Below are 20,382 nucleotides of genomic sequence, written 5' to 3'. Positions count from 1 at the left end.
TGCGATCATCCGGCATTTTTGCTGGGGAATCTGGGGTGCTGCTCATGGACTTGATTGCCGAGATCCGGCGCCGCCATCTGGTCCGCCACGAGAGCATCAGCTCGATCGCGCGGGACCTTAAGCTGTGCCGGCAGACCGTCCGCCGGCATTGCCGGACCGAAGCCCAGCCGTCCTACCAGCGCAGCCGGCAGCCAACGCCGATGCTGGGAGCGGTCCAGCAGACGCTGGAGACGTGGCTGCGGACCGAAGGGCTTCTCCCGAAAGCCCAGCGCCGCACGGCCCAGCGGCTATTCGAAGGTTTGCAGGCGGAGGGCTACCGCGGCGCCTACGACAGCGTGCAACGTTTCGTGCGGCGCTGGAAGGCGGACAAGTCGGGCCCGGCGCTGGCGCACGCCTTTATCCCGCTGGCCTTCGCACCCGGCGAGGTGTGCCAGTTCGACTGGAGCCATGAGCATGTCGAACTCGGCGGCGTCATGCAGACCATCAAGGTTGCGCATTTCCGGCTGACCTTCAGCCGGCAGATGTTCGTGGTGGCCTACCCACGCGAGACCCAGGAGATGGTCTTCGACGCGCATAACCGCGCTTTCGCCTTCTTCGGCGGGGTGCCCCAGCGCATGGTCTACGACAACCTCAAGTCCGTTGTGGAGACGATATTTACCGGCAAGGAGCGGCAGTTCAATCGGCGCTTCATGGTGCTGGCCAACCACTATCTGTTTGAGCCCGTCGCCTGTACCCCCGCCTCTGGATGGGAGAAGGGGCAGGTCGAGAACCAGGTTGGCAACATCCGCGAATGGCTATTCACGCCGCTGGCCCGTTTTATCAGCTTCGATGCGCTGAACGTCTGGCTGGCCACGCGCTGCCGGGAGCTGGCGCAGCGCAAACACCCGGTAACGCCGGAGCGCTCGATTGCCGCGTGCTTTGCCGAGGAGCAGCCGTCGCTGCGGCAGATCACCGCGACATTCGACGGCTATGTCGAACATATGCTGCGCGTGTCGAGCACCTGCCTGGTGGCGGTGGATCGCAACCGATACAGCGTGCCAGCCGCCTTCGCCGGCCGCGCTGTCTCGGTGCGCACCTCAGCCGCCGGCGTGCGCATCGTGGCCGACGGCGCAATCGTCGCCGACCATGCCCGGCGGTATGGGCGTGATCAACTGATCTGCGATCCGTGGCATTATCTGCCGATCCTGGAACGCAAACCTGGCGCATTGCGCAACGGTGTGCCGTTCCAGCAATGGGATTTGCCCACGCCCATCCGGCTGGTGCGCGACCGCATTCTCAAGCAGCCGAAAGGCGATCGTGCTTTTGTCGAGTTGCTGATGATGGCACGCGAGTTCGGCCTGGAGCCGCTGCAGGTCGCCTGCGAATTGGTATTGGACGGCAATGTCATCACTGCCGCCGTGGTGCTGAACGAGATGCGCCGGCTTGTCGCACCCAGCACGCCCGCCATGCTGAACGTGCCCGACATGCTGAAGCTCCAAACCGAGCCGCGCGCCGATTGCGGCCGCTACGACCACCTGCGCGAGGTGAGCCATGTCATCCACTGATCTTGCTGTTAAGCCTCTTGCCTTGGTTGCTTCCGGCGTAGACCGCCTCGGCCAACTCAGTGCGCTACATCTCTACGGCATGGCTACCGCCTGGAGCGAGTTGCTGGCGGAAGGCCCACGTCGGCCGATGCAGCCCGAGGCATGGCTGGACCGGTTAATCGAAGCCGAGCTTGCCGATCGCCAGGTCCGCAGCCTGCGCTACCAGCTCAAGGCCGCGCGCTTCCCTGTTCATCGCGACCTGACCGGTATCGAATGGGCCGAAACCCCATTGCCGCAGGCGCAAATCGAACAACTGGCGACCGCCGCCTTCATGGCAACCGCGCACAATCTGATCCTGGTCGGCGGCACCGGCACCGGAAAGACCCACATCGCGACGGCGCTGGGTGTCGCTGCCATCCACCAGGGCAAACGCGTGCGCTTCTACAACGCCGTCGACCTGGTCAACCAGCTGGAGCGGGAGAAACAGCAGGGACGCGCCGGCAATCTCGCCCGTCAGCTGGTGCAGACCGACGCCGTGATCATCGACGAACTCGGCTATCTGCCGTTCCCAGCCTCGGGCGGCGCTCTGCTGTTCCACCTGATCAGCCAGCTCTACGAAAAGACCTCGCTGATCTTCACAACCAACCTCTCTTTTGCCGAATGGGTGGGTGTCTTCGGTGACCCAAAGATGACAACCGCACTGCTGGACCGGGTCACCCACCACTGCGACATCCTGGAGACCGGCAACGACTCGTTCCGCTTCAAGCAGCGAAAGAAACAGCCGAAAAACAGCTGAGAAAGTGGAAACTTTTGGACGCTGTTGCCTGGTAACTATTCAACGCTGATTGACAATCTGGCCGCGATGGGCGCAGGTGACTGGAACAAGGGTCGCCCTGGCACACGCAGCTTCCTACGACCGATGTCAGATGACGCTGGTCCGGCCATGCCCGGCATAGACGCCGCCAAGGATGTGAACGAGTTTAAGCCGGACGCGGCAGCACGCGCGGCATGGGAACGCGGATATTTCCCGAGTGAGCAGCGGCCGGACATCAACGATTTCCACGACGCGGTTCGGCAGGAACTGGGTGGCCAGCCCATTTACGCCGGAAATGACATTGACAACGCGGTCGATTTCCGTGCGGCGTCGCGTGACCTTGGGGAAACGCTGAATCGGCTTGGCATTGACCCGAAGAAGGCGAGTAATGCTGAGATCAAGGCGGCTCTGGAACAGCAGCGGACCGAGCAAGCTGCGGAATCCGGCAGGCAATATACGCAGACGGCCGTTGAACCCGTCGCGCGCATCACAGGTGAAGAGATCGCGCCGCGTGAAGCGGATGTCGGTAGTCTCAGGAAGGCAGCGCGAAACTTCTATGATCAGCAGCTTCGTGGCACGACAGTGCGCAGCGAAGCTTTAGGGCGCGATGTCGAGTTCCGCGGCAGCCGCAAGGCCTTTAGTGCATCCGCCAATCCCGACAAACTCCGCCTGTTCGCCGCGCTACGGGACGTGATTGCTCACGGCGCGATCCATGATAGCGCGTCGGCGAGGGATCAGGGCGCGGAGCCCTCTACCAAAGCATATCATTTTCTGACGGCTCCGGTTGAGATGGGCGGGAAGCTGGCGCGCGTTGGCGTCACTCTGCGCGAGGACAGCAACGGGCATCTCTACTACAACCATTCACCTTTGGAAGAAGAGGCGGCCCGCCCACTCAACCCGGAGGAGACCGCTCACAAAGCTGGTCCTGGAGAAGAGGGAGGCGGCGCCGCCTACGACCAGAAAGTGGGCCAATCAGACGACGGCGTCAATCTTGATGTTCGGTCCTACAGCCAGTCGGATTCAGCAGGCCCCGAGTCCGATCCAGCGTCTCAGTACCGCGGCTCCATCCAATTCCAGGACGGCCGCACCATCATCAACCTCTTCGCCAAGCGCGACCTTTCGACCCTGCTGCACGAGACCGGACATCTCTGGCTGGATGAGTTGTCCCGTGACGCGGTGACTGACGGAGCGCCGCAGCAGATCCGTGATGACATGGCCGCGGTTCGGAAGTGGCTCGGCGCGGCAGATGGTGAGGACATCACGAGACCGCAGCATGAGCAGTTTGCTCGTGCGGTTGAGGCCTACCTCATGGAGGGTAAGGCGCCGAGCGTTGCGTTGCGTGGCGCGTTCCAGAGATTCCGCGCGTGGCTCGTTGGCATCTATCGCAACATCGCCAATCTGAATGCCCCCATCCATCCCGAGATGCGCGCGGTGTTCGACCGTCTGATCGCGTCCGATGACGAGATCACCCATGCGCAGCAGGTCCAGCGCCTTGGCCAGATGTTTAACTCGCCAGAAGCGGCCGGCATGACGGACGCGGAGTTCAAGGCCTACACCGCCAGCGTCGAGCGCGCCCGGAGCGAGGCGGTGGACGGGCTGACGCAGAAGGTCATGAACGACGTCCGGCGTGAGCAGACGGCCCGCTGGAAGGATGAGGAAGCGCCGATCCGCGACGAGATCGGGGAGAAGGTGGATGCTCGGCCGGAGATGCGGGCGCTCCAGCTTCTTCGGACGGGGCGTCTGCCAGGCACCGAGACTGCGCCAGGCGGCCGCATCACTCTGTCGCGGCAGGCGATCGTGGACCTCTATGGGAATGAGTCGGTCCTGAGCCTCCTGCCGCGCCGTGTCCCGCCTATCTACAGCGAGCGCGGTGACCTCCATCCTGACGCGGTGGCCGAGATGGTCGGGATGCGGTCAGGAGACGCGCTGCTCAAGGCGCTGATGGCTCATGAGGCGCTGCGGCAGCAGCTTCGCGCGCAGGGCGATAAGCGATCGGTTCGCCAGTACACGATCGATACCGAAACGCATGCCCGGATGGTCGATCAGCACGGCGAGATGCTAACGGACGGCTCGCTTCAGGATGAGGCGATGAACCAGTTGCACTCCGAGCGGAAGCTGGAGGTGCTCGGCACGGAACTGCGGGCGCTCGGTCGCCGGAGCAATGCGCGCGTTACCCCTGTGAAGGTTGCCCGCGATTGGGCAGAGCGGACGATCGGCGACAAAGACATCAAGGCGGGCACCCGGCCTGAACTCTATGCGCGGTCAGAGGCGAAGGCGGGCCGGGCGGCGGAGAAGGCGATCCTCGCGGGCGATCACGCCGAGGCATTCCGTCAGAAGCAGAAGCAGCTCCTCAACCACGCCCTCTATATGGCGGCGAAAGCAGCCAAGGACGACGTGACGTCCGGCATGGCGCGGCTGGAGCGGTTTGGCCGCAAGGCGGAGTTCCCCACGATCGATCCGGGCTTCGTTGACCGCATCCACGAGTTGCTGCGGCGCTTCGATCTGCCGACCAAGCGTGACAGCGCGGAACTGGATCGCGCGCTGGGTGGCGTCTCGCTCCAGCAGTGGGCGACCGACCGTATGGCCGAGGGCCACGACATCTATGTGGCGCCTGAGCTCTACGACACGACCTACGCGCGACCGATCGACACCCTGTCGGTGAACCAGTTCCGGGACCTATCGGACACCGTCCGAAGTGTTGCCCATGCCGGCCGCGACCTGCAGCAGGTGGTCATCGAGGGCGAGAAGATCGAGCGGGAGATCGTCGTCCAGCAGATGGTTGAGCAGGTCGGCAGCCTGATCCAGAAGACGCCGCGCGACTTCGCCAACCAGGGCGGCGAGACGGGTGTGAAGGGCGTTGTCGAGCGGGGTGGGGACATAGCGTCGCGGTTCCACGCCATGCTGCTCAAGCCGGAGGCGATTCTGGATCGCCTTGATGCCGACGATCCTAACGGCATCTTCAACAAAGCTGTCTGGCGGCCGATCAAAGCAGCCCAGGGCGTCGCCAACGATCTGCAAGCCGAGGTAGCGGGGCAGCTTCGGGACCTAAACGACAGTCTGCCGAAAGGCTATGGGAAGGACTTCGACAAGTCGCTGCCGGAGCACCCCGGTATCACGGATCCTCGCACCGGCGCCCCGATGGCGCTGAAGCGCCGCGGCCTGATCGCCATCGCGCTGAACGCCGGCAACGAGAGCAACCTGGGGCGGCTGCTGGACGGCTACAACTGGACTGAGCAGTCGGTGCAGGCGCTTCTTGATCGGCAAATGAACGAGGCCGACTGGCACTATGTGCAAGGCGTCTGGAACACATTCGAGAACCTGTTCCCTCGGATCGAGGCCATGCAGCGGCGCCTAACGGGCGTGGGCCTGGAGAAGATCGAGCCGCGCGAGGTCGAGACCAGCTTCGGCAAGTTCAAGGGCGGCTACTATCCGATCGTCTATGATCCGAACCTGTCGCTTCTGGGCGACCGCATCAAAGCGAGCGGCGATGCGCGTTTCGAAGCGGACTATGTCCGTGCCACGACGGCCAAGGGCCATACCATCAGCCGCGTGAGCCAGGTGAAGGAGCCCATCTCCCTCAACCCCGATGTCATTGCCTGGAAGTTGGGGCAGAGCGTCCACGACCTGGCGTATCGCGAGGCCATCCTGAATGCCGACAAGCTGCTGCGTGACAAGCGCGTGATGACAGCCATGGACTCCACGATCGGGCGGGATCAACGCAGCCAGCTCGACCGTTGGCTTCAAGGCGTGGCGAACGACCGCAACACCGACACCCGCGCGCTGGCCGCCATGGATGCCTTCTTCCACCGCCTCCGCACGAACAGTATGATAGTCAATATCGGGTTCCGTGCGACCACGATGCTGAAGCACGGGACGACGGCGCTCTCGAATAGCGTAGGTGAGCTTGGGCCGAAGTGGCTGGCTCAGGGCTCGAGCGAGTTCTTCGGGTCGATGGACAAGATGAAGCGCCAATATGACTTCATCACCACGGCCTCAGCCGAGATGCGGCACCGCATGAACGAGATCGACCGCGACGTGCGCGATGCGGTGCGCGACAGCATGGGCAAGTCCGGCGTGATCGCAGATGCAGCGCGGTTCGGCCACTACGGTGTCGGGATGCTCGACATGCTCTCGGCGCTCCCAACCTGGATGGGCGCTTACCGGAAGGGCCAGGCACAAGGGATGGAGGACATTGACGCCATTGCCTACGCCGATAAGACGGTCCGCAACGCCCATGGCGCAAACGGCGCTCCAGACCTTGCCGCCATCCAGCGCGGCAGTGAGACGCAGAAGCTGTTCACCATGTTCTATGGGTTCTTCAACCATATCTATAATCGCCAGGTCGTCGGCATTAGGTCGGCGGCCAGCGGTGTGCGAAACCTGAGAGCTGGGAATGTCGCTCAAGCCCGCGGCGATTTCGCCAAGTCGCTCTCGACCTTCTTCTTCTATCTCGCCGTTCCCGCGCTGATCGAGGCGATGGTGTCGCAGGGCGGACCAAGCAACGATGAGTCCTGGCCGGGATGGGCAGCGAAGGCTGTGCTGGGCGAGGTTCCGGCGGGCGTTCCCGTCCTGCGCGACGTGGCGGACGCGGCGATCCATGGCAGGAGTTATGAGATGAGCCCGGTCGGGCAGACCTTCGACAGCTTCGTGAAACTGGGTAAGGACGCTGCGTCTGCCACCGGGCTGCGGGACCAGCCTGCGTCGGAGCAGTGGGTCCGCCACGCTATCGAGGCGCCGGGCTACATCCTTGGTCTGCCGACGGGGCAGGCGGCAGGGACGGCTCAGTTCCTGACGGACGTTGCCAGTGGCCAGGAAGACCCGGAGGGCGTGTCGGATTGGCTGCGCGGCATCATCTACGGGCCGCAGAAAGCGAAGGCAGCTGGGCCATGACGCCATTATGATCGGCCTTGTTGGTCAAGCTAGTCCGATCAAGTGACCAATTCCAAAGCAGATAGCGTTGGGTAAAAGCACCGAGCAATAGAGCGATACGGGAACGAAGACGGGAGCTAGCCGGATTCGGGATAGCACCTGCGGTTTCGCCATGATGTAACCGATCATCCATAGCGCTGCCGTTGCAACGACCCAGTAAAAGGACATTTTGCTGAAACCGAAGAAAGCCGAAAGGCCCGCGCTGGCGAGCATCGTCAGGAAGCCCATGTCCAGTCCTCACAGGGAATTTAGAGAGTTGGCTCTCGGCGCGTTCCGCCTGGTGGCGGCAGCAGCAACGGTGCCTTCTTCTTCCGAAGCCTGCGCCAAAACCAAAGGAACGGGAGCACAATCAGGAAGGCCGTAACCGATGCGAGCGCTCCTCGGACGTCCATAAACCGTCGTCTTTAGGAGCCTTCGAGACAGAGACCTTGAGCGGCACAGGAGGCTGAGCAGGAGGCTTAACCAGTGCTTGAGCATTGAGCCAACCAGCGACCCACGCGGCTCGCTCGTTGCTCCCCATAGGCCACGGGTTGTTCTCCACGAAGTGGCCGCAACGAAAAGCTTCGGCTCCAGCCAGGCTGATATGGGCGTATAGACCTCGGGATGGTACGGCGGACGCTGTTTCTTTTGCTGCCAACGACGGAAACCTTTCCATACGAGGGGGGCAACAACAGGACGGAAGACGTCAGAAGGTAACGCAGATGCCCCCCAAACGCCTTACAGGGCCGGAGTTCGAAGGGAGGCGATGTGGTAGACTGTAGCTGACAACAAAATTGGAGTCGCGGCGGTGGCGCTTTCAGGCAACTTATTGAACGTCTACGTCACCCTGCTATGCAAGCAGTGTGGCTAAGAATTAGCCAAAAGAGGTATGTGGTTCAAATCGATCAGCAGTTTCGAGTGCGAGGGTTGCGGCTGCAAATTACGTCTCACGTATGAAGACAAAGTAGCGCTGTTCAGCAAGCACGGCCATTTGGGTTGATTCGCCGAACTCCCGGGGCCTGTCGCGACGCTCGCTCTAAGCCTTGAGGCTATTCGCCCGGGTCGAACGCTGGATTCCCAACACGGGTGTATAGTACCAGGTTAAGAAAGAAAAAGAAGGCGACAGGTCGTGATGAAATTTGCAGGCGAAGGCCCAAGGGTCGTTCATATTGACAGCGAAGGGCTAATCCAGCGTGAAACGCGGGTTTTGGAAGAGTTTCTGACTCTTGTCACGGAAGCATGCGCACGGGCGATTAATGAAGGGCCTCCTGCTGGCGTGACGGTTCAGTGATGCAATAGGCCGATCATCGATCGCACACATCATAAGGACTGCCCTTGCCGCCTGAACGCGCCAACGGCAGACGGGAGAGTCGGCACGGATGAGAAGGAGATCGCCGCATAACGAGCGCGGTCGATCAGACATTCATCGGCCGTTCACCGAGTCCGCCCGTGTCGTAACCCCCACCAGTCCCGTAATAAGTATCAATGTCCGTTCTGCGGCGATCATCCCAAGCAGGCAAATCGCTAGACTCGTAGTTCGGCGCGCCTTCAAGCTGATTGCGATCTAGGTCAACGACATACCCACCAACTTGGGTATCATATCTGAGCTGATGCCACGGAAGAGGATGGTAGCGTTCACCCATTCCCAAGAAACCGCCAAAACTTATGACGGCATACTCAGCTCTGCCAGAGACTTTACTGAGCATAACATCGTAAACTGTGCCCAGTTTTTCTCCGACAGTATCATAGACGCTGGTGCCGCTTACATTGCTTGCGGCAATCAATTCGCCGCTGGTGTCGCCACGACTTTCGATACTGGCCATGTTTTTCTCCATATTGTCTGAAAAGCGCGACTGAGCCTTCTCAGATAATAGTAAGTGGTGCGGCCACAGCTTCCGCCCAACCCGTTCTTAGGCAAAGCAACAGTCATGTGTAGATCAATGCATATTTCGCGGTTCTTTCGCTTCCTCCTGCTTCGGACGCGGCTCTGGCGGGAGCGAACCCTTTAATGATGCCGGCCGTTGAATGTGGCAGGTCGGTAACTTCACAGTGGGATTCTCCGCGTCGCACGGAGCCCCGTTTGACAGTCTGGGATTTAGCGCTGCGGTCAGGGTGCCTTGACAAGACCCTGCGCCCCAAGGGGCCGACGACTTACGATAGTCAGTGGCGTCGCCGCAGCACTGAATACGTGGGTGAAGTTTGGCGACCGCGAAGTCACGATGGCGGCAGGTATGGGCTGCGGACGAGAATAGTGGCTAGGAAAGCTTCTAATCTCGCTCCTGCCGGAGGGCACGACGCCCCACGAGCTCATGACGCTCTAGTGGCGTCACCCATGGCCGCGGCCTCACGGTCACGATCGAACAAAGCGTCCACACATCAATGATACTGAGATGCGTTGTTTGGCGCCTACAAGCTCAATTCGTCGAGGAAGGTCCCAAGACCGCCGTCATCGACAAACCGAGCGGCTTGGATGAGAGGCACCCAGAGCCTTTTACGCTCAGTGTCCTCCTTCCAGTTGGAATGGTGCTCTGAGACGTCCAATCGGAAGACAGTGACGTTGCATGCCACTACCTCACCCGACGGCAGGCGCTTCGTCGATTGATACCGTCCGAGCGGCTCGGGTTCGATCGAGCCGGAAACGCCCGCTTCTTCCAAAGCCTCAAGTGCCGCAACCGATGAAGGTGTCATTTTCTTCTCGGGGTGGCCTTTGGGGATGATCCATCGACCGGTACCGCGCGAGGTGACCAGAAGGACCTGGAAGCGCCCTTCACGTCCTGTCACTGGCAGCGCCGCATATTGCTGGAGGATCTGAGACATCTAGACATCTGACACCAGACCGCCTGTCCTGCCAAATAGAAAAAGCGACGTCAGCATGGCTTATTGCCTATGCCGCCTTAGAGCTTTTGTGATCTCGGCGGTCTGATAGGGCTTCGTGAAGAACTGCATGGGAGGGGCGAGCTCAGCCAACCGTTCCCTGAGGTTGTGGGCGAAGGCAGACACGATGATTACCGGGATGCCAGGATGAATGCTGCGTGCGTGGTGGGCGACTCCAATGCCGTCCAACTTCCCAGGCATTTGGACGTCGGTGAACACAGCATGGAAGAAGCCTGGTCGGTTAGATGTATCACGGCGGCATCGCCATCGTGGGCCTCGAATACCTCGAAGCCCTCTTCCTCCAGCACACCAACGGCTATCATGCGAAGTAGATGGTCATCCTCCACAACAAGAATACGCGTCACATCGGTCATGACTGAAAGCCTAGAAGGTTACGCTAGAAAAGAGACCGATTTAAGTCGAATAGCGAAACACGTTAAAGAGACTATCTGCAAGTGGCCGGGGCAAACTGTTTGTTGCTACGTCTTAACTATCTAGTTGCGTTAAAATAACAAATAATCAGGCGAAACGATGCCATGACGGTACAAGGTCGCGGACTGGGCCTCTTAGCGAAGGCCGGGAGCCGCGAGCAGGCCAAGGAGGGATCTTTTCAGTTCCTCAAATCTGAAGGGCTTCGCTAGAACAGGCACGTCGAAGAAGCGCGTCCCTTTGAGGCCGCTGGGTCCAAACCCCGTCATGAAGGCGAACGGCACTCTCCGCTCTACGAGGGCATCCCCGACGGCAAAACTCTGCTCGCCCTCGAGTTGTAGATCGAGAAGCGCCGCGTCAAGGCGATGTTCCGGCTTCAGATTGGCCAAGGCTTGCTTGACCGTCGCCACGGTCACCACTTCATAGCCTAGGTCGGTCAGCTGCTCCGCGATCACAATCGCCACCAGCGCCTCATCTTCAACAATCAGGATACGAGGGTGGTAGCCATGGTCAGCCATCGAGTGCCTCCCTGGTATAGAAAACTTTTTCAATACAGGGAGTTGTGCGCGCCAATCGGTGTAACGTCCATCTTCAGAGCGCAATAGCTCAGACATGGAGCCACTCGGCGCCAGCCTTAACGATTTGGACTCCCATTGCCGGACTGTTCGTGCTTTGTTCTAATCCGTGGCGAGGAGGCCAGCACCTGTGACCGAGACCAGACCGATCCCCGCGGACCTCCGGCACCCCGTCGAAGCCGATCTTATCCTGACGTTTCGCATGGCTATTCAGAGCCTTGGTCGGAGATCCGCGCACCGGACGGACCGGCTCGATGCGGAGATCATGGCCGAGCAGGTCATCACGGCACTCCGGCGATCGAATTACATCGTCCTTCGTAAGCCGCCTACGCCGATTGCGCTGGCGTCATCTCTCCCACCAATGGGCAAAGGCGTGCGGCCTGACCGAGAGGCAGAGCCTGTGGGAAACTAGGCGGCCGGACCGCGGGAGACGGCGCCATGGGCGGGAAGGATCCGAACCGTCAGCCGCAGCTCGCCAGCCTCAGGGTTGCCCCGGTCGGCTGGGTCAGGATGGCGAATGCACCAAATGCGGCCACCTGGGCGCTATTCCAATCGATCGGCTGATCCGAAAGCACGGCGCCACGATGCTCATGGAATTTGCCATGGTCGGCGTGCGCTGCACCGCCTGCGGGAACTTTGGTGCGACGGCGACGATGCTGAAGCTGTGCGAGCCTGGCTTGCTCGAAGCAGCGGGGTTAAGGGACACCTGGTGCCGGACCCGCCCTGGCGAATAGGTTTGTTCCGCATCCGTCATTGATCTGCGGCGTTACTAGGTATGATGACGCCTGAACCTCGGCAGCAAACCTCTACCACCACAGAGGAGATGCTGAGCGCGCTTCTCCGCCGTTGTGCGTCGGGCGATGCATCGGCATTCCGTGACCTCTACATCGCCCAAGCGTGGCGTTTGACGAGATTAGCTATGCGCATCACGGATGACGCAGACTTGGCGGCTGACGCTGTGCATGACACGTTGTTGCAGGTCTGGACGCATGCGGCGACGTTTGACGCGCAGCGCGGCGATGCCGGGGCTTGGTTGACCAGTATTGTTCGGTATCGAGCGCTCGACATAAAGCGACCCCGGTGGCGAGAAAAACCGGTGACGGCCGCTCCAGACCAGAAAGACGCCTCGGCCGATGCCCTCACCCAACTGATCGGGGATGTTGAAGCCCAAGCACTTCATCGATGCCTAAAGATATTGGAGCCCCACCGCCGCGCTATATTGACGAGCGCTTACGTTGATGGCGTGTCCCGCATCGACCTCGCTGCGCAACATCGGGTTCCCATCGCGACCATGAAATCATGGATAAAACGGGACCTTGCTCGGCTTAAACATTGTCTGAGGTCATGAACGAATGGTTGCCTGATGTGCCTTACTCTGCTGAACAGGCGCTTTCGTCCGCATCTGGGGATTGATCTCGGGCGCTCTCATAGGTGCGCCCTGTCGCGACCCGAAAATGAACTCGCCCGTCTTTCGGCGCCGCGTAGCATGGCTGACACCGCCAGCGTTGAGGTGCCTAGGAGCATGCATCTCCCCATACCCCCGATAGACGCGGGGTGGACCTGGGCCTGAAATGGTTGATTCGATCAGTATCGCACTAATCCTGGTTGCCCCGAAAAGCCGAGCAAGAGGGGTCAAACAGTGATTGGCCGATTTCGGCCGTCTAAAGGGTAATGACGCAATCGGCATGGTTCCGAAGTTACCAGCGTTGCAATCCAAGCTGCATCCAAAACGCCAGACACTGCGTTTCCTATAATATGATTTATGAACCCAAGAGCCTCGGATGACGAGCATTGATCGACCGACCCTCCCGATGCCGTGCTAACTATTGGCGCTTCCAGTAGACCTATCTCACGCGCTGTTCGTCATTACCTGCCCGCACTGCGAGTTTGACGTGCTCAAGGCAGGTCGCTGGGTCAAGGCGATGCGAATATTTGAGTGTGAGAATTGCGGAGAGACGCACAAACTCACCTACGAAATGAAGGTCGACATGTTCGAGAAGCATGCCCTTAAGCGGAGCAATCGATAGTCTCTTCCAGCGGTTCGAAACGACAAGATTTGTATTCACGAAGCCGGAACCACGTGATCTTCACCCGCAGCCAGGCCAACTGACCGGCCAGGCTCAGCAGTTCCCACCGGCGCGGCCAGGACTGCAGCCGGAGGGTATCGGCGAGGACAGCGGCAAGCTGGCGCATTGAGGGCCGCATCTCGCGGAGGGTCCGCTGATTCATCGGGCACACTCATTCGCCAATGCTGCGGCGTTACCTGCGGCCGTGCGAGCGATGATGCGCCCCATTCCTCACCCCTCCGTCGGCTTAGGCGCGGGTGTCGTGCGCCGGAACGGTGCCTCAACATCTATGCCGAGGTTATCAGCGATCTGTTGAATCTGTCCGCAGAGAAAGTCCGACGTCTGTTTCGGCGTCGTCATCGTGGGAGCGATCCGCCCGCCCGCCCGCCAAATGGCTGCCATTTCCCTGAGGATCTCGCGCTCCGCAAATATGTGACGGACAGGAGCGGCCGGATTGCGGCGAAACTGAACAACGTCGCCCATTATTCCGCACTCCCCGCCGCCGCTTCGCGCAGGGCATTCAGCACCAGATCGTAGAACGACATCTCATCGCGCAGATCTGGCTCTAGCACTAACAGCGAGATGGCCGCCGCGCATTTTGCTCGAATGCCTTGCGGAGTCGTGGCCGCAGCAAGAGCGATTTCGTCGTAAAGATCGGAGCTTTGGGAGCAGAGCTTGTTGCTCAGAACACGAAGAGACGTGCACCGAGGCAAATCAGGGTCGCCTCTGTACCAATCTGCGAACATAACCCCCGGTGGTTGCGTCGGGTTCCGTTCGATGATCTGGAGCCTGAGGTCGTTTTGCCGACCCGAGACCCGATCAAGTTCAGCGCTCACGGCCTGGGTCTTGGCCCAGAGCGCAACCACAGGATCTGCCGCAGCAGCGCATGCCGGCTGGGAGCCGGTAGCCGCAGTCGCCATGAGGGCGGTTGCCGCTCCGATGGCGCCGCGGCGCCCGAGAGTGGTGGCCATCACGCTGCCCTCCCCAGCAGGTCGCAGCACAGCGACCAGACGACACGGTCCGCTTCGTTGGCAGGTCCGCCACCAAGGTTGCCGCCATGCGCCAATTCCCTTAGGGACACCTTCGCCTTCGCTCGCAACCCTTCAGGCGTCCGGGCAGCAATTTCCGACACCTCGTCCCGGATTTCGTGGATGCGACCAACCAGAGGAGTGAAGACCGCATCAATCCTGCGGTGTTCGGGATCTGCGCGGTCAAGGGCGTCGAAGATATCAGAGAGACGATCGAATTCGTCCTCCTTCTCGTGGTATTCGGCACAGAGCGCCAGGAGCTGCCCGTCCAACTCCTCTGCCTTAGCGACACCTGCCTCGGCCGCCATCAGGATGAGCATCGAAGCGCCCCCGATCAGGTTCCGGCGGCCTACGCCGCGCCGGCCGCTCACGTGCGCCTCCCCATCCGCAGCATGTCCTCAAGGGCGCTGTAGGCCGCCTGGTGCAGGACGGGCCGCGCAGCGACGAGGACATCGCTCGTCGCGTAGAGCGCCTTCATGGCAGCACCCTCGGCCGTGCGTGCGGCGGTATGGACGATGCGGGTCCGCAGGTCCTCCTGCTCGGCGCCGAATTCGCGGGCCCACATCACCACGGCGGTCCGGCCGACGGTGCGGGCAATCTCGCCGTCGTCGCTCAGCTTCATCGCCCTGGCGCACATGCGCATCAGAGCTCCGTCGCTGTGGCTGTCGAGGTCGATGAGGACCAGCGCGAATGGCAGGCGCTGACCCTCGGGTGTAAGCTTCATAGTAGCCACTCGCATGGGTCTTGGTCCCTTGCTTGGGGTCAGAGACGACGGGTGTGTCCGCACTCGCCGTCTCGACCTCGCCCAGCGACTTAGCGCTGCGGACTGTGCCGGGAGCCGCCCGGCGCGGTGACGGAAGCGACCATTGAAGTTATTCGCCTCATGTGACATAAATTACATCACAGAATGCGGTGGTCAAGCAATTTATGTCATGTGAACTAAAATGAATCTGTCCGCCGCTCAGACGAGGGGAGCAAGAGGTTTCTTGGGATGGTCAGCCCGCCAACTAGCTGAGGCCGCCAATCTGGGCCTTTCCACGGTTCAACGCCTCGAATCTGGCGGCGCGATAACATCGGCGAACATGGATGCGATCCGTCGTGCCCTAGAGGCCGCAGGCGTCGAATTCATCGCCGAGAACGGTGGCGGCGCCGGTGTGCGAATGAGGAACCGCTCGACTTGAAGCGTAACGCCCGACTGCCTCCCGCTATCCGCTATGTCTATGTGATCGGCCCCGTCAGCGGGCTTCAGAAGATCGGTATGGCGACCAACCCGCGTGCCAGACTCGCAACGCTCCAGACCGCGTCACCGCTCGACCTCATGATCCACGTGGCGATTGCTGTGCCGTTCGGCGATGCCCCTGACGTCGAGCACCAAGCGCACCGGCTACTCGGCAAAATGTGCGTCCGCAACGAGTGGTTCGAGGCGACGCCTGCGGAGGCGCTGTTCGCGGTTTACACGGCCGCGCTGCCCTGGATGGAGAGACGGACGATGTCGGGACCACAGGTCATCAGGGCGACTGGTTTCGGTCCCGGACTGCCCGCCGCAGCCGCATCGACTCCCGTGAAGTGGCCGCCCTATGGTGTCCAATCAACGGACCTGCTGCCGCTGTTCCAGCCGCGTGGGCGCGATCGAACAATGTCTTGTGACGACTGAAATTGCACCGGAACACGCATGAGAAAGGCGAGTCCATGAAAGAGGAATACGATTTCGCCGCTCTTCTCGCGTGCCGTATCACGACCCTGATGCGCGAGAAGGACCGGGACCTGACCCTCCGGCAGTTGGCGGTTCTTCTGATCTGCTGCACGTCGAAACAGCCGTGGACAGTCAAGGGTCTTGCTATCCGCCTGATGATCCCCACGCCCTCTATCACGCGGGCGGTTGATCATCTGGAACGGGCGGGTCTCGTTAAACGAGGAGACAATCCAGACGATTGGCGAAGCGTGCTCGTGACAATCACCCCTGACGGCAAACGTTACGCCGCACGCTTTTTTGGGGGATACGAAGCGGGCCGACGCAAGGTGATCGAATGAGCGAATACGAGGACGAACACGACAAAGACGGCGGCGGCGAAATCGAAATCATCACCCCCACAGCGGTTCAGTGGAAGCGGGCCGCTTACTTGCAGCTCAGGCCCTGCGACACCAGGCGTGCCATGCAGCTCCCGGCCGGGCGCGGGTATGTTCGCATCCCTTTGCTCGGCACCGTCCGATACTATGCCATCGAGTTGGTCTGGAAGGACGATACCTGGGACTTCCTGCACTTCGGCACCGATCTCCCAGCGGCAAAGGCAATGGTCCATGCATTCTCTGCTCAGCGGGATGTGCAAATCAGGCGGCTGTTTCCGAAATTCTCTGATGTGGAGGGCTACTGATCCGTGACGACATGGACGCCCGAGATGGACGGCCTAGCGTTGACGCTAATCGCCCGTGATCGCCGTTACGCACGGATAGCGGCGCGTCTTGGCGTCTCCAGTGAGGCACTGAGGACCAGGGTGGCGTTCCTGTTGGGAGAGACAGCCAACAGCGACGTCAAGCCCGTTGTGACACGGCCGCCCTACCTCTATCCGCTGCCTCCTGGTGACCCGCTAAGCTGGGGCATCATCACCGCGGGGACGGTGCTGGAAGGGGTTCCGTTCGCATGAGCCACCTGACACTGCTCGCCTATCACCACAGCTACGGATATGGCGGCGGTTACGGCTATCACCACAGCTATGGCGGCGGCATGACCGACTGGATGGCGCACATGGCGGTGTCAGCCGTCATCCACGCGATGATCTACAGCGTCATCTTCCGACTGATGCACCAGCTCACGCTCGGCCAAGAGGTTGTCCTGGTTGTCGTTGTGCTGGCGGTCCTGTTCATGTGGTCCAGGTCGCGCGATCGCCGAGGGTGGTGACCGACGGCGCAAGTGTGAAGCCGAGCGCTCAGCTAGCCTGATAGCTACCGATCACAAAAAGGGTAACGTGTGCCTAAGCCCTAAGTGAGGCTACTCCGGCCACACCGATAAAACCTACCGTCGTTGGCATCAGCAATCCGAACGAAGGACATCCCGGTGAGCGCCCATATCGAACAGAAAACTTCCCATATGATGGGTATGTGGAATGGCGTTCTTTATGTATCGATCCCGATGCACCCGGCGGCAGGGTTGAAATAGCGCCGCTGAAGTTGGCGATGCGATCTGTTGAGACTCGAGTCGAAGCAACCTCCATGGTCCGCACTGCGCGTTTGATGGATGCAGGCCAAGAGGCGATCGCGAGCCTGGAACCAGATGATGCCTCTGCGAATGCCGTCCTACTATTCAAACGTGACGGCTCGGACACCCTCCGATCTGGTCATCCGGAATTGTGGGCACTGCTGGTTGCGGGCACGAGCCTCGATGGTTGTTCGTTTCCGACAAAGTAATTGACGACTGGCGCGGTGAGGATGGAACTCACGCTGATGCCTCCGCGCGGGCACTCGCGCCGGAACCGACGCTCCTCCCGCCTTGGCTCTCTCAAATCAAGAAATCGTTGGGTACGCCTGGCGAGCAGTGACGGCACCCCTCGCATCAAGTCCGATTACGATATGCGGCCAACGAATTGGCCAGAGATGCCCTTGCACGCAGGACTTTTATCGTCTGAACGTTGTTGAGCCCCTCGGGCCATGAAAAGCGTGAGACATCTCGCAGAACTAAAGCTTCTGTCAGCGCTGCAAACAGTCGTTGCGCTTCGCTTCTGCGCGTAATGTCGTGGCAATAGGCCATTCGTATTCCTAATCAGCAATGATACGGGCGCCGAATAGAAATGCGGGCTGGCCGGAGTATGGCAAAATAGTGAGCCTCACTGCTTCGTGAGGAATATATCGAAATGGTTATGCTGTGGGATCGACCGTGGCAAGATCGATCCGACCAAATGGCACCTCCATCTGGATATAGGTGTGCCGGGGAGGGGCGAAGTAATGGGAGGAGGCGGCGGCAAGGGCGCGATATGCCGCCCCGTACATTAGTATGACGACACCCACGATTTAAGGGCAAAGCGCCTAGCCGTGGAGAGATACATGATCTGCTGGAAGGTGAAGAAGCTGCTACCCAGGGCCGCGTGAGAGCGGGGATTGGTGTACGGTCCCCAGCCGCTGGTGAGCCATTCCGAAATGCGATGTGGCTGGCCCATCCTGCTGAGCCAACGACCTGCCTACCTATCTCGCGTAAGATGTGACGCCACAGGTTTCCTAAGCCTGTAGACGCGGCGACATTCGTGACCACATTAGTGACGCGATAAATCTATGGAGGTCGCTTTGCGATACATTGTCCCAGCGCTGCTTTTATCCGCCGCGTTTAGCCTTACTGCTTATGCGGCCGATATGGTCTCGTCAGCGGACAGAACCTTCATTGCGAAGGTCAGCCAGGGGGGCATGTTCGAAGTAGCGGCCGGAGAAGCTGGTGCTGCTCAAGGCGATACCCAGGACGTACGGGACCAGGGTGCGACCGAAGCGCATGACCACACTCTGGTTGGCGCGAAGCTCAAGACGATCGCTACCGGGGCAGGGGTCACCTTCCCAGACACTTTGAGCGCCGCGTTCCAGCATGAACTCGATCGCCTGAAGGCAATGTCCGGCCGGTCTTTCGATGCTGCGTATCTCCAGGATATGAAAGTAATCCATGCGAAGGACGGCGCCGCCTTCGCCATAGAAGCGCAATCAGGTAGCGACCCAAAGCTCCGGGCTTTTGCCGCAGAGACCCATCGTATCGTCCTGCGTCATATCGGGGAGTTGGATGCCGTTGGTCCCTGACCGATAGGGCATCGCCGGCGCCGTTGCGCTCGGCACCATCAAGCTCAACTTAGATGTTCCGACTGGAGAGCGACATGCGCCATCTGCTGACCGCTGCACTGATCCTGGGCCTTGCCACGTCCAGCGCCTATGCCGCCCAATGCCGGGACAGCGCCGGTAAATTCATGAAGTGCCCTGCGCCCACGAGCAAGGTGGTCCACTGCCGCGACCACTCTGGGAAGTTTGTAAAGTGCTCCATGCCAGGCGCTAAGCCAGCCTGAGCTCTATGATTGCTGGCAAGAGCTTTTTCTGCTGCTGACCGAGCACCACCGCTCACAGGGTGCGCGTTGTGCACCTTATTAGCGGTGCGCCAGGCGCGCGACGAGCTGTGCGCGCTGCCGAATGGCTCCTCTGGGCGTGGACTGCTTGGACCGCCATTGCAGGCATTTATCAGTCGTTGGCAACAATCCCCAAGATGATCGCCACGCAGCTCGGCGGCCTGATCTCCATCAGTCAAACGACCGTCGATGAGCTGATCGTTTTCTTCTATCTGCTTACAGCAGCTTTTTCAGCTTGGGCAGTATGGGAGATCGGACTTGGAAGACGCTGGGCGAGGACCGGGTTCCTCTTAAACTTCATCATCGACGCGATGTGGACGTTCGCACCTCCGTATCACGGCTACGTGGTGCTGTTATGGGCGGCGCCAGATCTCGGGCTACAGGCGGTGGCTATCTATATGCTTTATTCGTCGCCTGGGCGCTATTGGTTCGAGTATCAGCTCAAACTCCGCAGCCATTCATAATCGAGCGGAAGTCAAGCACTAAGGTGACGACGCGGGCCCATGTGCAGACGGCTATGCCTGCGGTAGCAAGCCTTTGACGGGACTCGGAGGCGTGCCGGGCGCGGGAGCGCGAAACACCCATCCCGTAGCAGCTATTCGACCGAGTGACCCACCTATCCAGATTGGCTTAATGCTGCATCATAATCCGTGAGAATGCTGCGTGTTGGGGATCGAAGAAAATACGGAATAGCACAGCGATCGTTATCGCCGGCGCCATCGTTGGTGCCGCAGCGATTTCCGGCGGCAGCTTTGCCCCTGCGCCTGCCCATCCGAGGACAGCAGTCTGGTCCGCGCGGCTGCGGAAATCGCCGCTGACACCCCCCGGTCCTGTTTTCGCCGGGGCCTGGACTGCGATCGAGGTATTGCTGTGGTACGGGGGCGCGCGGTTGATGGCGCAAGAGCCTAGTCCCAAGCGCAATGCGGCTCTTGGCTTTTGGGGCCTGAGCATCCTGGGTGTGGGCGGCTTTTCCTGGGTGCTGTTTGGCCGCAAACGCCTGGATGAGGCGTGACCGCCGGGATGGTCGGCGCGTCTGTCGGCCTTGTAGCCACGGCCGGTATGGTTGACCGCAAGGCGGCCA

23 protein-coding genes are annotated in these 20,382 nt (G+C 60.6%); 12 read left to right on the top strand and 11 right to left on the bottom strand.

Annotated elements, in window-relative coordinates; all coding sequences use genetic code 11:
* Nucleotides 1–35 precede the first annotated feature (35 nt).
* The 3 genes from istA to QP803_RS20650 all read left to right on the top strand — a co-directional run bounded on the left by istA (nucleotide 36) and on the right by QP803_RS20650 (nucleotide 7,227).
* On the top strand, nucleotides 36–1,544 hold the full coding sequence (gene istA, locus QP803_RS20660; RefSeq protein ID WP_284944277.1) for an IS21 family transposase: 1,509 nt from the start codon (nucleotides 36–38) through the stop codon (nucleotides 1,542–1,544).
* Nucleotides 1,531–2,319, top strand: a complete 789-nt coding sequence (gene istB, locus QP803_RS20655; protein WP_284944276.1) for an IS21-like element helper ATPase IstB — start codon at nucleotides 1,531–1,533, stop codon at nucleotides 2,317–2,319. The genes istA and istB overlap by 14 nt, the downstream gene beginning before the upstream one ends.
* Before the next feature lie 147 nt (nucleotides 2,320–2,466).
* Entirely contained in the window at nucleotides 2,467–7,227 is a 4,761-nt protein-coding gene (locus tag QP803_RS20650) for an LPD3 domain-containing protein (RefSeq protein ID WP_284945347.1), read from the top strand.
* A 24-nt stretch (nucleotides 7,228–7,251) separates the two neighbouring features.
* Here the strand turns inward: QP803_RS20650 and QP803_RS20645 are convergent, their stop codons facing one another.
* The 6 genes from QP803_RS20645 to QP803_RS20625 all read right to left on the bottom strand — a co-directional run bounded on the left by QP803_RS20645 (nucleotide 7,252) and on the right by QP803_RS20625 (nucleotide 11,162).
* Nucleotides 7,252–7,494, bottom strand: a complete 243-nt coding sequence (locus QP803_RS20645) for a hypothetical protein (protein WP_284945346.1) — start codon at nucleotides 7,492–7,494, stop codon at nucleotides 7,252–7,254.
* A gap of 1,166 nt (nucleotides 7,495–8,660) precedes the next feature.
* Complete coding sequence (locus QP803_RS20640; protein ID WP_284945345.1) at nucleotides 8,661–9,068, bottom strand: PRC-barrel domain-containing protein; 408 nt, start codon at nucleotides 9,066–9,068, stop codon at nucleotides 8,661–8,663.
* A gap of 583 nt (nucleotides 9,069–9,651) precedes the next feature.
* Nucleotides 9,652–10,062 carry an NUDIX hydrolase gene (locus QP803_RS20635; protein ID WP_284945344.1) on the bottom strand — a complete coding sequence of 137 codons (411 nt, stop codon included), beginning with the start codon at nucleotides 10,060–10,062 and terminating at the stop codon, nucleotides 9,652–9,654.
* 60 nt (nucleotides 10,063–10,122) lie between these two features.
* Nucleotides 10,123–10,320 (bottom strand): hypothetical protein, encoded by a 198-nt coding sequence (locus tag QP803_RS24110; protein ID WP_350356106.1) that lies wholly within the window; start codon nucleotides 10,318–10,320, stop codon nucleotides 10,123–10,125.
* On the bottom strand, nucleotides 10,251–10,493 hold the full coding sequence (locus QP803_RS20630; protein ID WP_284945343.1) for a response regulator: 243 nt from the start codon (nucleotides 10,491–10,493) through the stop codon (nucleotides 10,251–10,253). Before QP803_RS20630 ends, QP803_RS24110 begins: the two co-directional genes overlap by 70 nt.
* A gap of 192 nt (nucleotides 10,494–10,685) precedes the next feature.
* Nucleotides 10,686–11,162 carry a response regulator gene (locus QP803_RS20625; RefSeq protein ID WP_284945342.1) on the bottom strand — a complete coding sequence of 159 codons (477 nt, stop codon included), beginning with the start codon at nucleotides 11,160–11,162 and terminating at the stop codon, nucleotides 10,686–10,688.
* A 736-nt stretch (nucleotides 11,163–11,898) separates the two neighbouring features.
* Here QP803_RS20625 and QP803_RS24105 point away from each other — a divergent pair.
* Nucleotides 11,899–12,471, top strand: coding sequence for a sigma-70 family RNA polymerase sigma factor (locus QP803_RS24105; protein ID WP_350356046.1), 573 nt, complete (start codon nucleotides 11,899–11,901; stop codon nucleotides 12,469–12,471).
* Nucleotides 12,472–13,130: 659 nt separating this feature from the next.
* Here QP803_RS24105 and QP803_RS20615 read toward each other — a convergent pair.
* The 5 genes from QP803_RS20615 to QP803_RS20595 all read right to left on the bottom strand — a co-directional run bounded on the left by QP803_RS20615 (nucleotide 13,131) and on the right by QP803_RS20595 (nucleotide 14,941).
* Complete coding sequence (locus QP803_RS20615; protein ID WP_284945340.1) at nucleotides 13,131–13,352, bottom strand: hypothetical protein; 222 nt, start codon at nucleotides 13,350–13,352, stop codon at nucleotides 13,131–13,133.
* Between the two features lie 68 nt (nucleotides 13,353–13,420).
* Nucleotides 13,421–13,672 (bottom strand): hypothetical protein, encoded by a 252-nt coding sequence (locus QP803_RS20610; protein ID WP_284945339.1) that lies wholly within the window; start codon nucleotides 13,670–13,672, stop codon nucleotides 13,421–13,423.
* Complete coding sequence (locus tag QP803_RS20605; RefSeq protein ID WP_284945338.1) at nucleotides 13,672–14,160, bottom strand: hypothetical protein; 489 nt, start codon at nucleotides 14,158–14,160, stop codon at nucleotides 13,672–13,674. Before QP803_RS20605 ends, QP803_RS20610 begins: the two co-directional genes overlap by 1 nt.
* On the bottom strand, nucleotides 14,160–14,588 hold the full coding sequence (locus QP803_RS20600) for a coiled-coil domain-containing protein (protein WP_284945337.1): 429 nt from the start codon (nucleotides 14,586–14,588) through the stop codon (nucleotides 14,160–14,162). Before QP803_RS20600 ends, QP803_RS20605 begins: the two co-directional genes overlap by 1 nt.
* Complete coding sequence (locus QP803_RS20595; RefSeq protein WP_284945336.1) at nucleotides 14,585–14,941, bottom strand: hypothetical protein; 357 nt, start codon at nucleotides 14,939–14,941, stop codon at nucleotides 14,585–14,587. The genes QP803_RS20600 and QP803_RS20595 overlap by 4 nt, the downstream gene beginning before the upstream one ends.
* Nucleotides 14,942–15,161: 220 nt before the next feature.
* Between QP803_RS20595 and QP803_RS20590 the strand changes: the two genes are divergently transcribed.
* The 8 genes from QP803_RS20590 (at nucleotide 15,162) to QP803_RS20555 (ending at nucleotide 20,313) form a co-directional block, all read left to right on the top strand.
* Nucleotides 15,162–15,398, top strand: coding sequence for a helix-turn-helix domain-containing protein (locus QP803_RS20590; protein ID WP_284945335.1), 237 nt, complete (start codon nucleotides 15,162–15,164; stop codon nucleotides 15,396–15,398).
* Nucleotides 15,395–15,871, top strand: coding sequence for a GIY-YIG nuclease family protein (locus QP803_RS20585; protein WP_284945334.1), 477 nt, complete (start codon nucleotides 15,395–15,397; stop codon nucleotides 15,869–15,871). Before QP803_RS20590 ends, QP803_RS20585 begins: the two co-directional genes overlap by 4 nt.
* Before the next feature lie 35 nt (nucleotides 15,872–15,906).
* Nucleotides 15,907–16,248, top strand: coding sequence for a MarR family transcriptional regulator (locus QP803_RS20580; protein ID WP_284945333.1), 342 nt, complete (start codon nucleotides 15,907–15,909; stop codon nucleotides 16,246–16,248).
* Nucleotides 16,245–16,589 (top strand): hypothetical protein, encoded by a 345-nt coding sequence (locus tag QP803_RS20575; RefSeq protein ID WP_284945332.1) that lies wholly within the window; start codon nucleotides 16,245–16,247, stop codon nucleotides 16,587–16,589. Before QP803_RS20580 ends, QP803_RS20575 begins: the two co-directional genes overlap by 4 nt.
* A gap of 266 nt (nucleotides 16,590–16,855) precedes the next feature.
* Nucleotides 16,856–17,113, top strand: a complete 258-nt coding sequence (locus tag QP803_RS20570; protein WP_284945331.1) for a hypothetical protein — start codon at nucleotides 16,856–16,858, stop codon at nucleotides 17,111–17,113.
* 1,364 nt (nucleotides 17,114–18,477) lie between these two features.
* The gene (locus QP803_RS20565; protein ID WP_284945330.1) at nucleotides 18,478–18,984 is read left to right on the top strand and encodes a DUF4142 domain-containing protein; all 507 of its coding nucleotides are present in this window, start codon (nucleotides 18,478–18,480) and stop codon (nucleotides 18,982–18,984) included.
* Nucleotides 18,985–19,351: 367 nt separating this feature from the next.
* Nucleotides 19,352–19,765 carry a hypothetical protein gene (locus QP803_RS20560; RefSeq protein WP_284945329.1) on the top strand — a complete coding sequence of 138 codons (414 nt, stop codon included), beginning with the start codon at nucleotides 19,352–19,354 and terminating at the stop codon, nucleotides 19,763–19,765.
* A gap of 176 nt (nucleotides 19,766–19,941) precedes the next feature.
* Nucleotides 19,942–20,313, top strand: a complete 372-nt coding sequence (locus tag QP803_RS20555) for a tryptophan-rich sensory protein (RefSeq protein WP_350356105.1) — start codon at nucleotides 19,942–19,944, stop codon at nucleotides 20,311–20,313.
* The last annotated feature ends 69 nt before the right edge of the window (nucleotides 20,314–20,382 follow it).

The organism is Acidisoma sp. PAMC 29798 (assembly GCF_030252425.1).
Lineage (GTDB): Bacteria > Pseudomonadota > Alphaproteobacteria > Acetobacterales > Acetobacteraceae > Acidisoma > Acidisoma cladoniae.
This window is presented reverse-complemented; position numbering and strand designations above follow the sequence as displayed.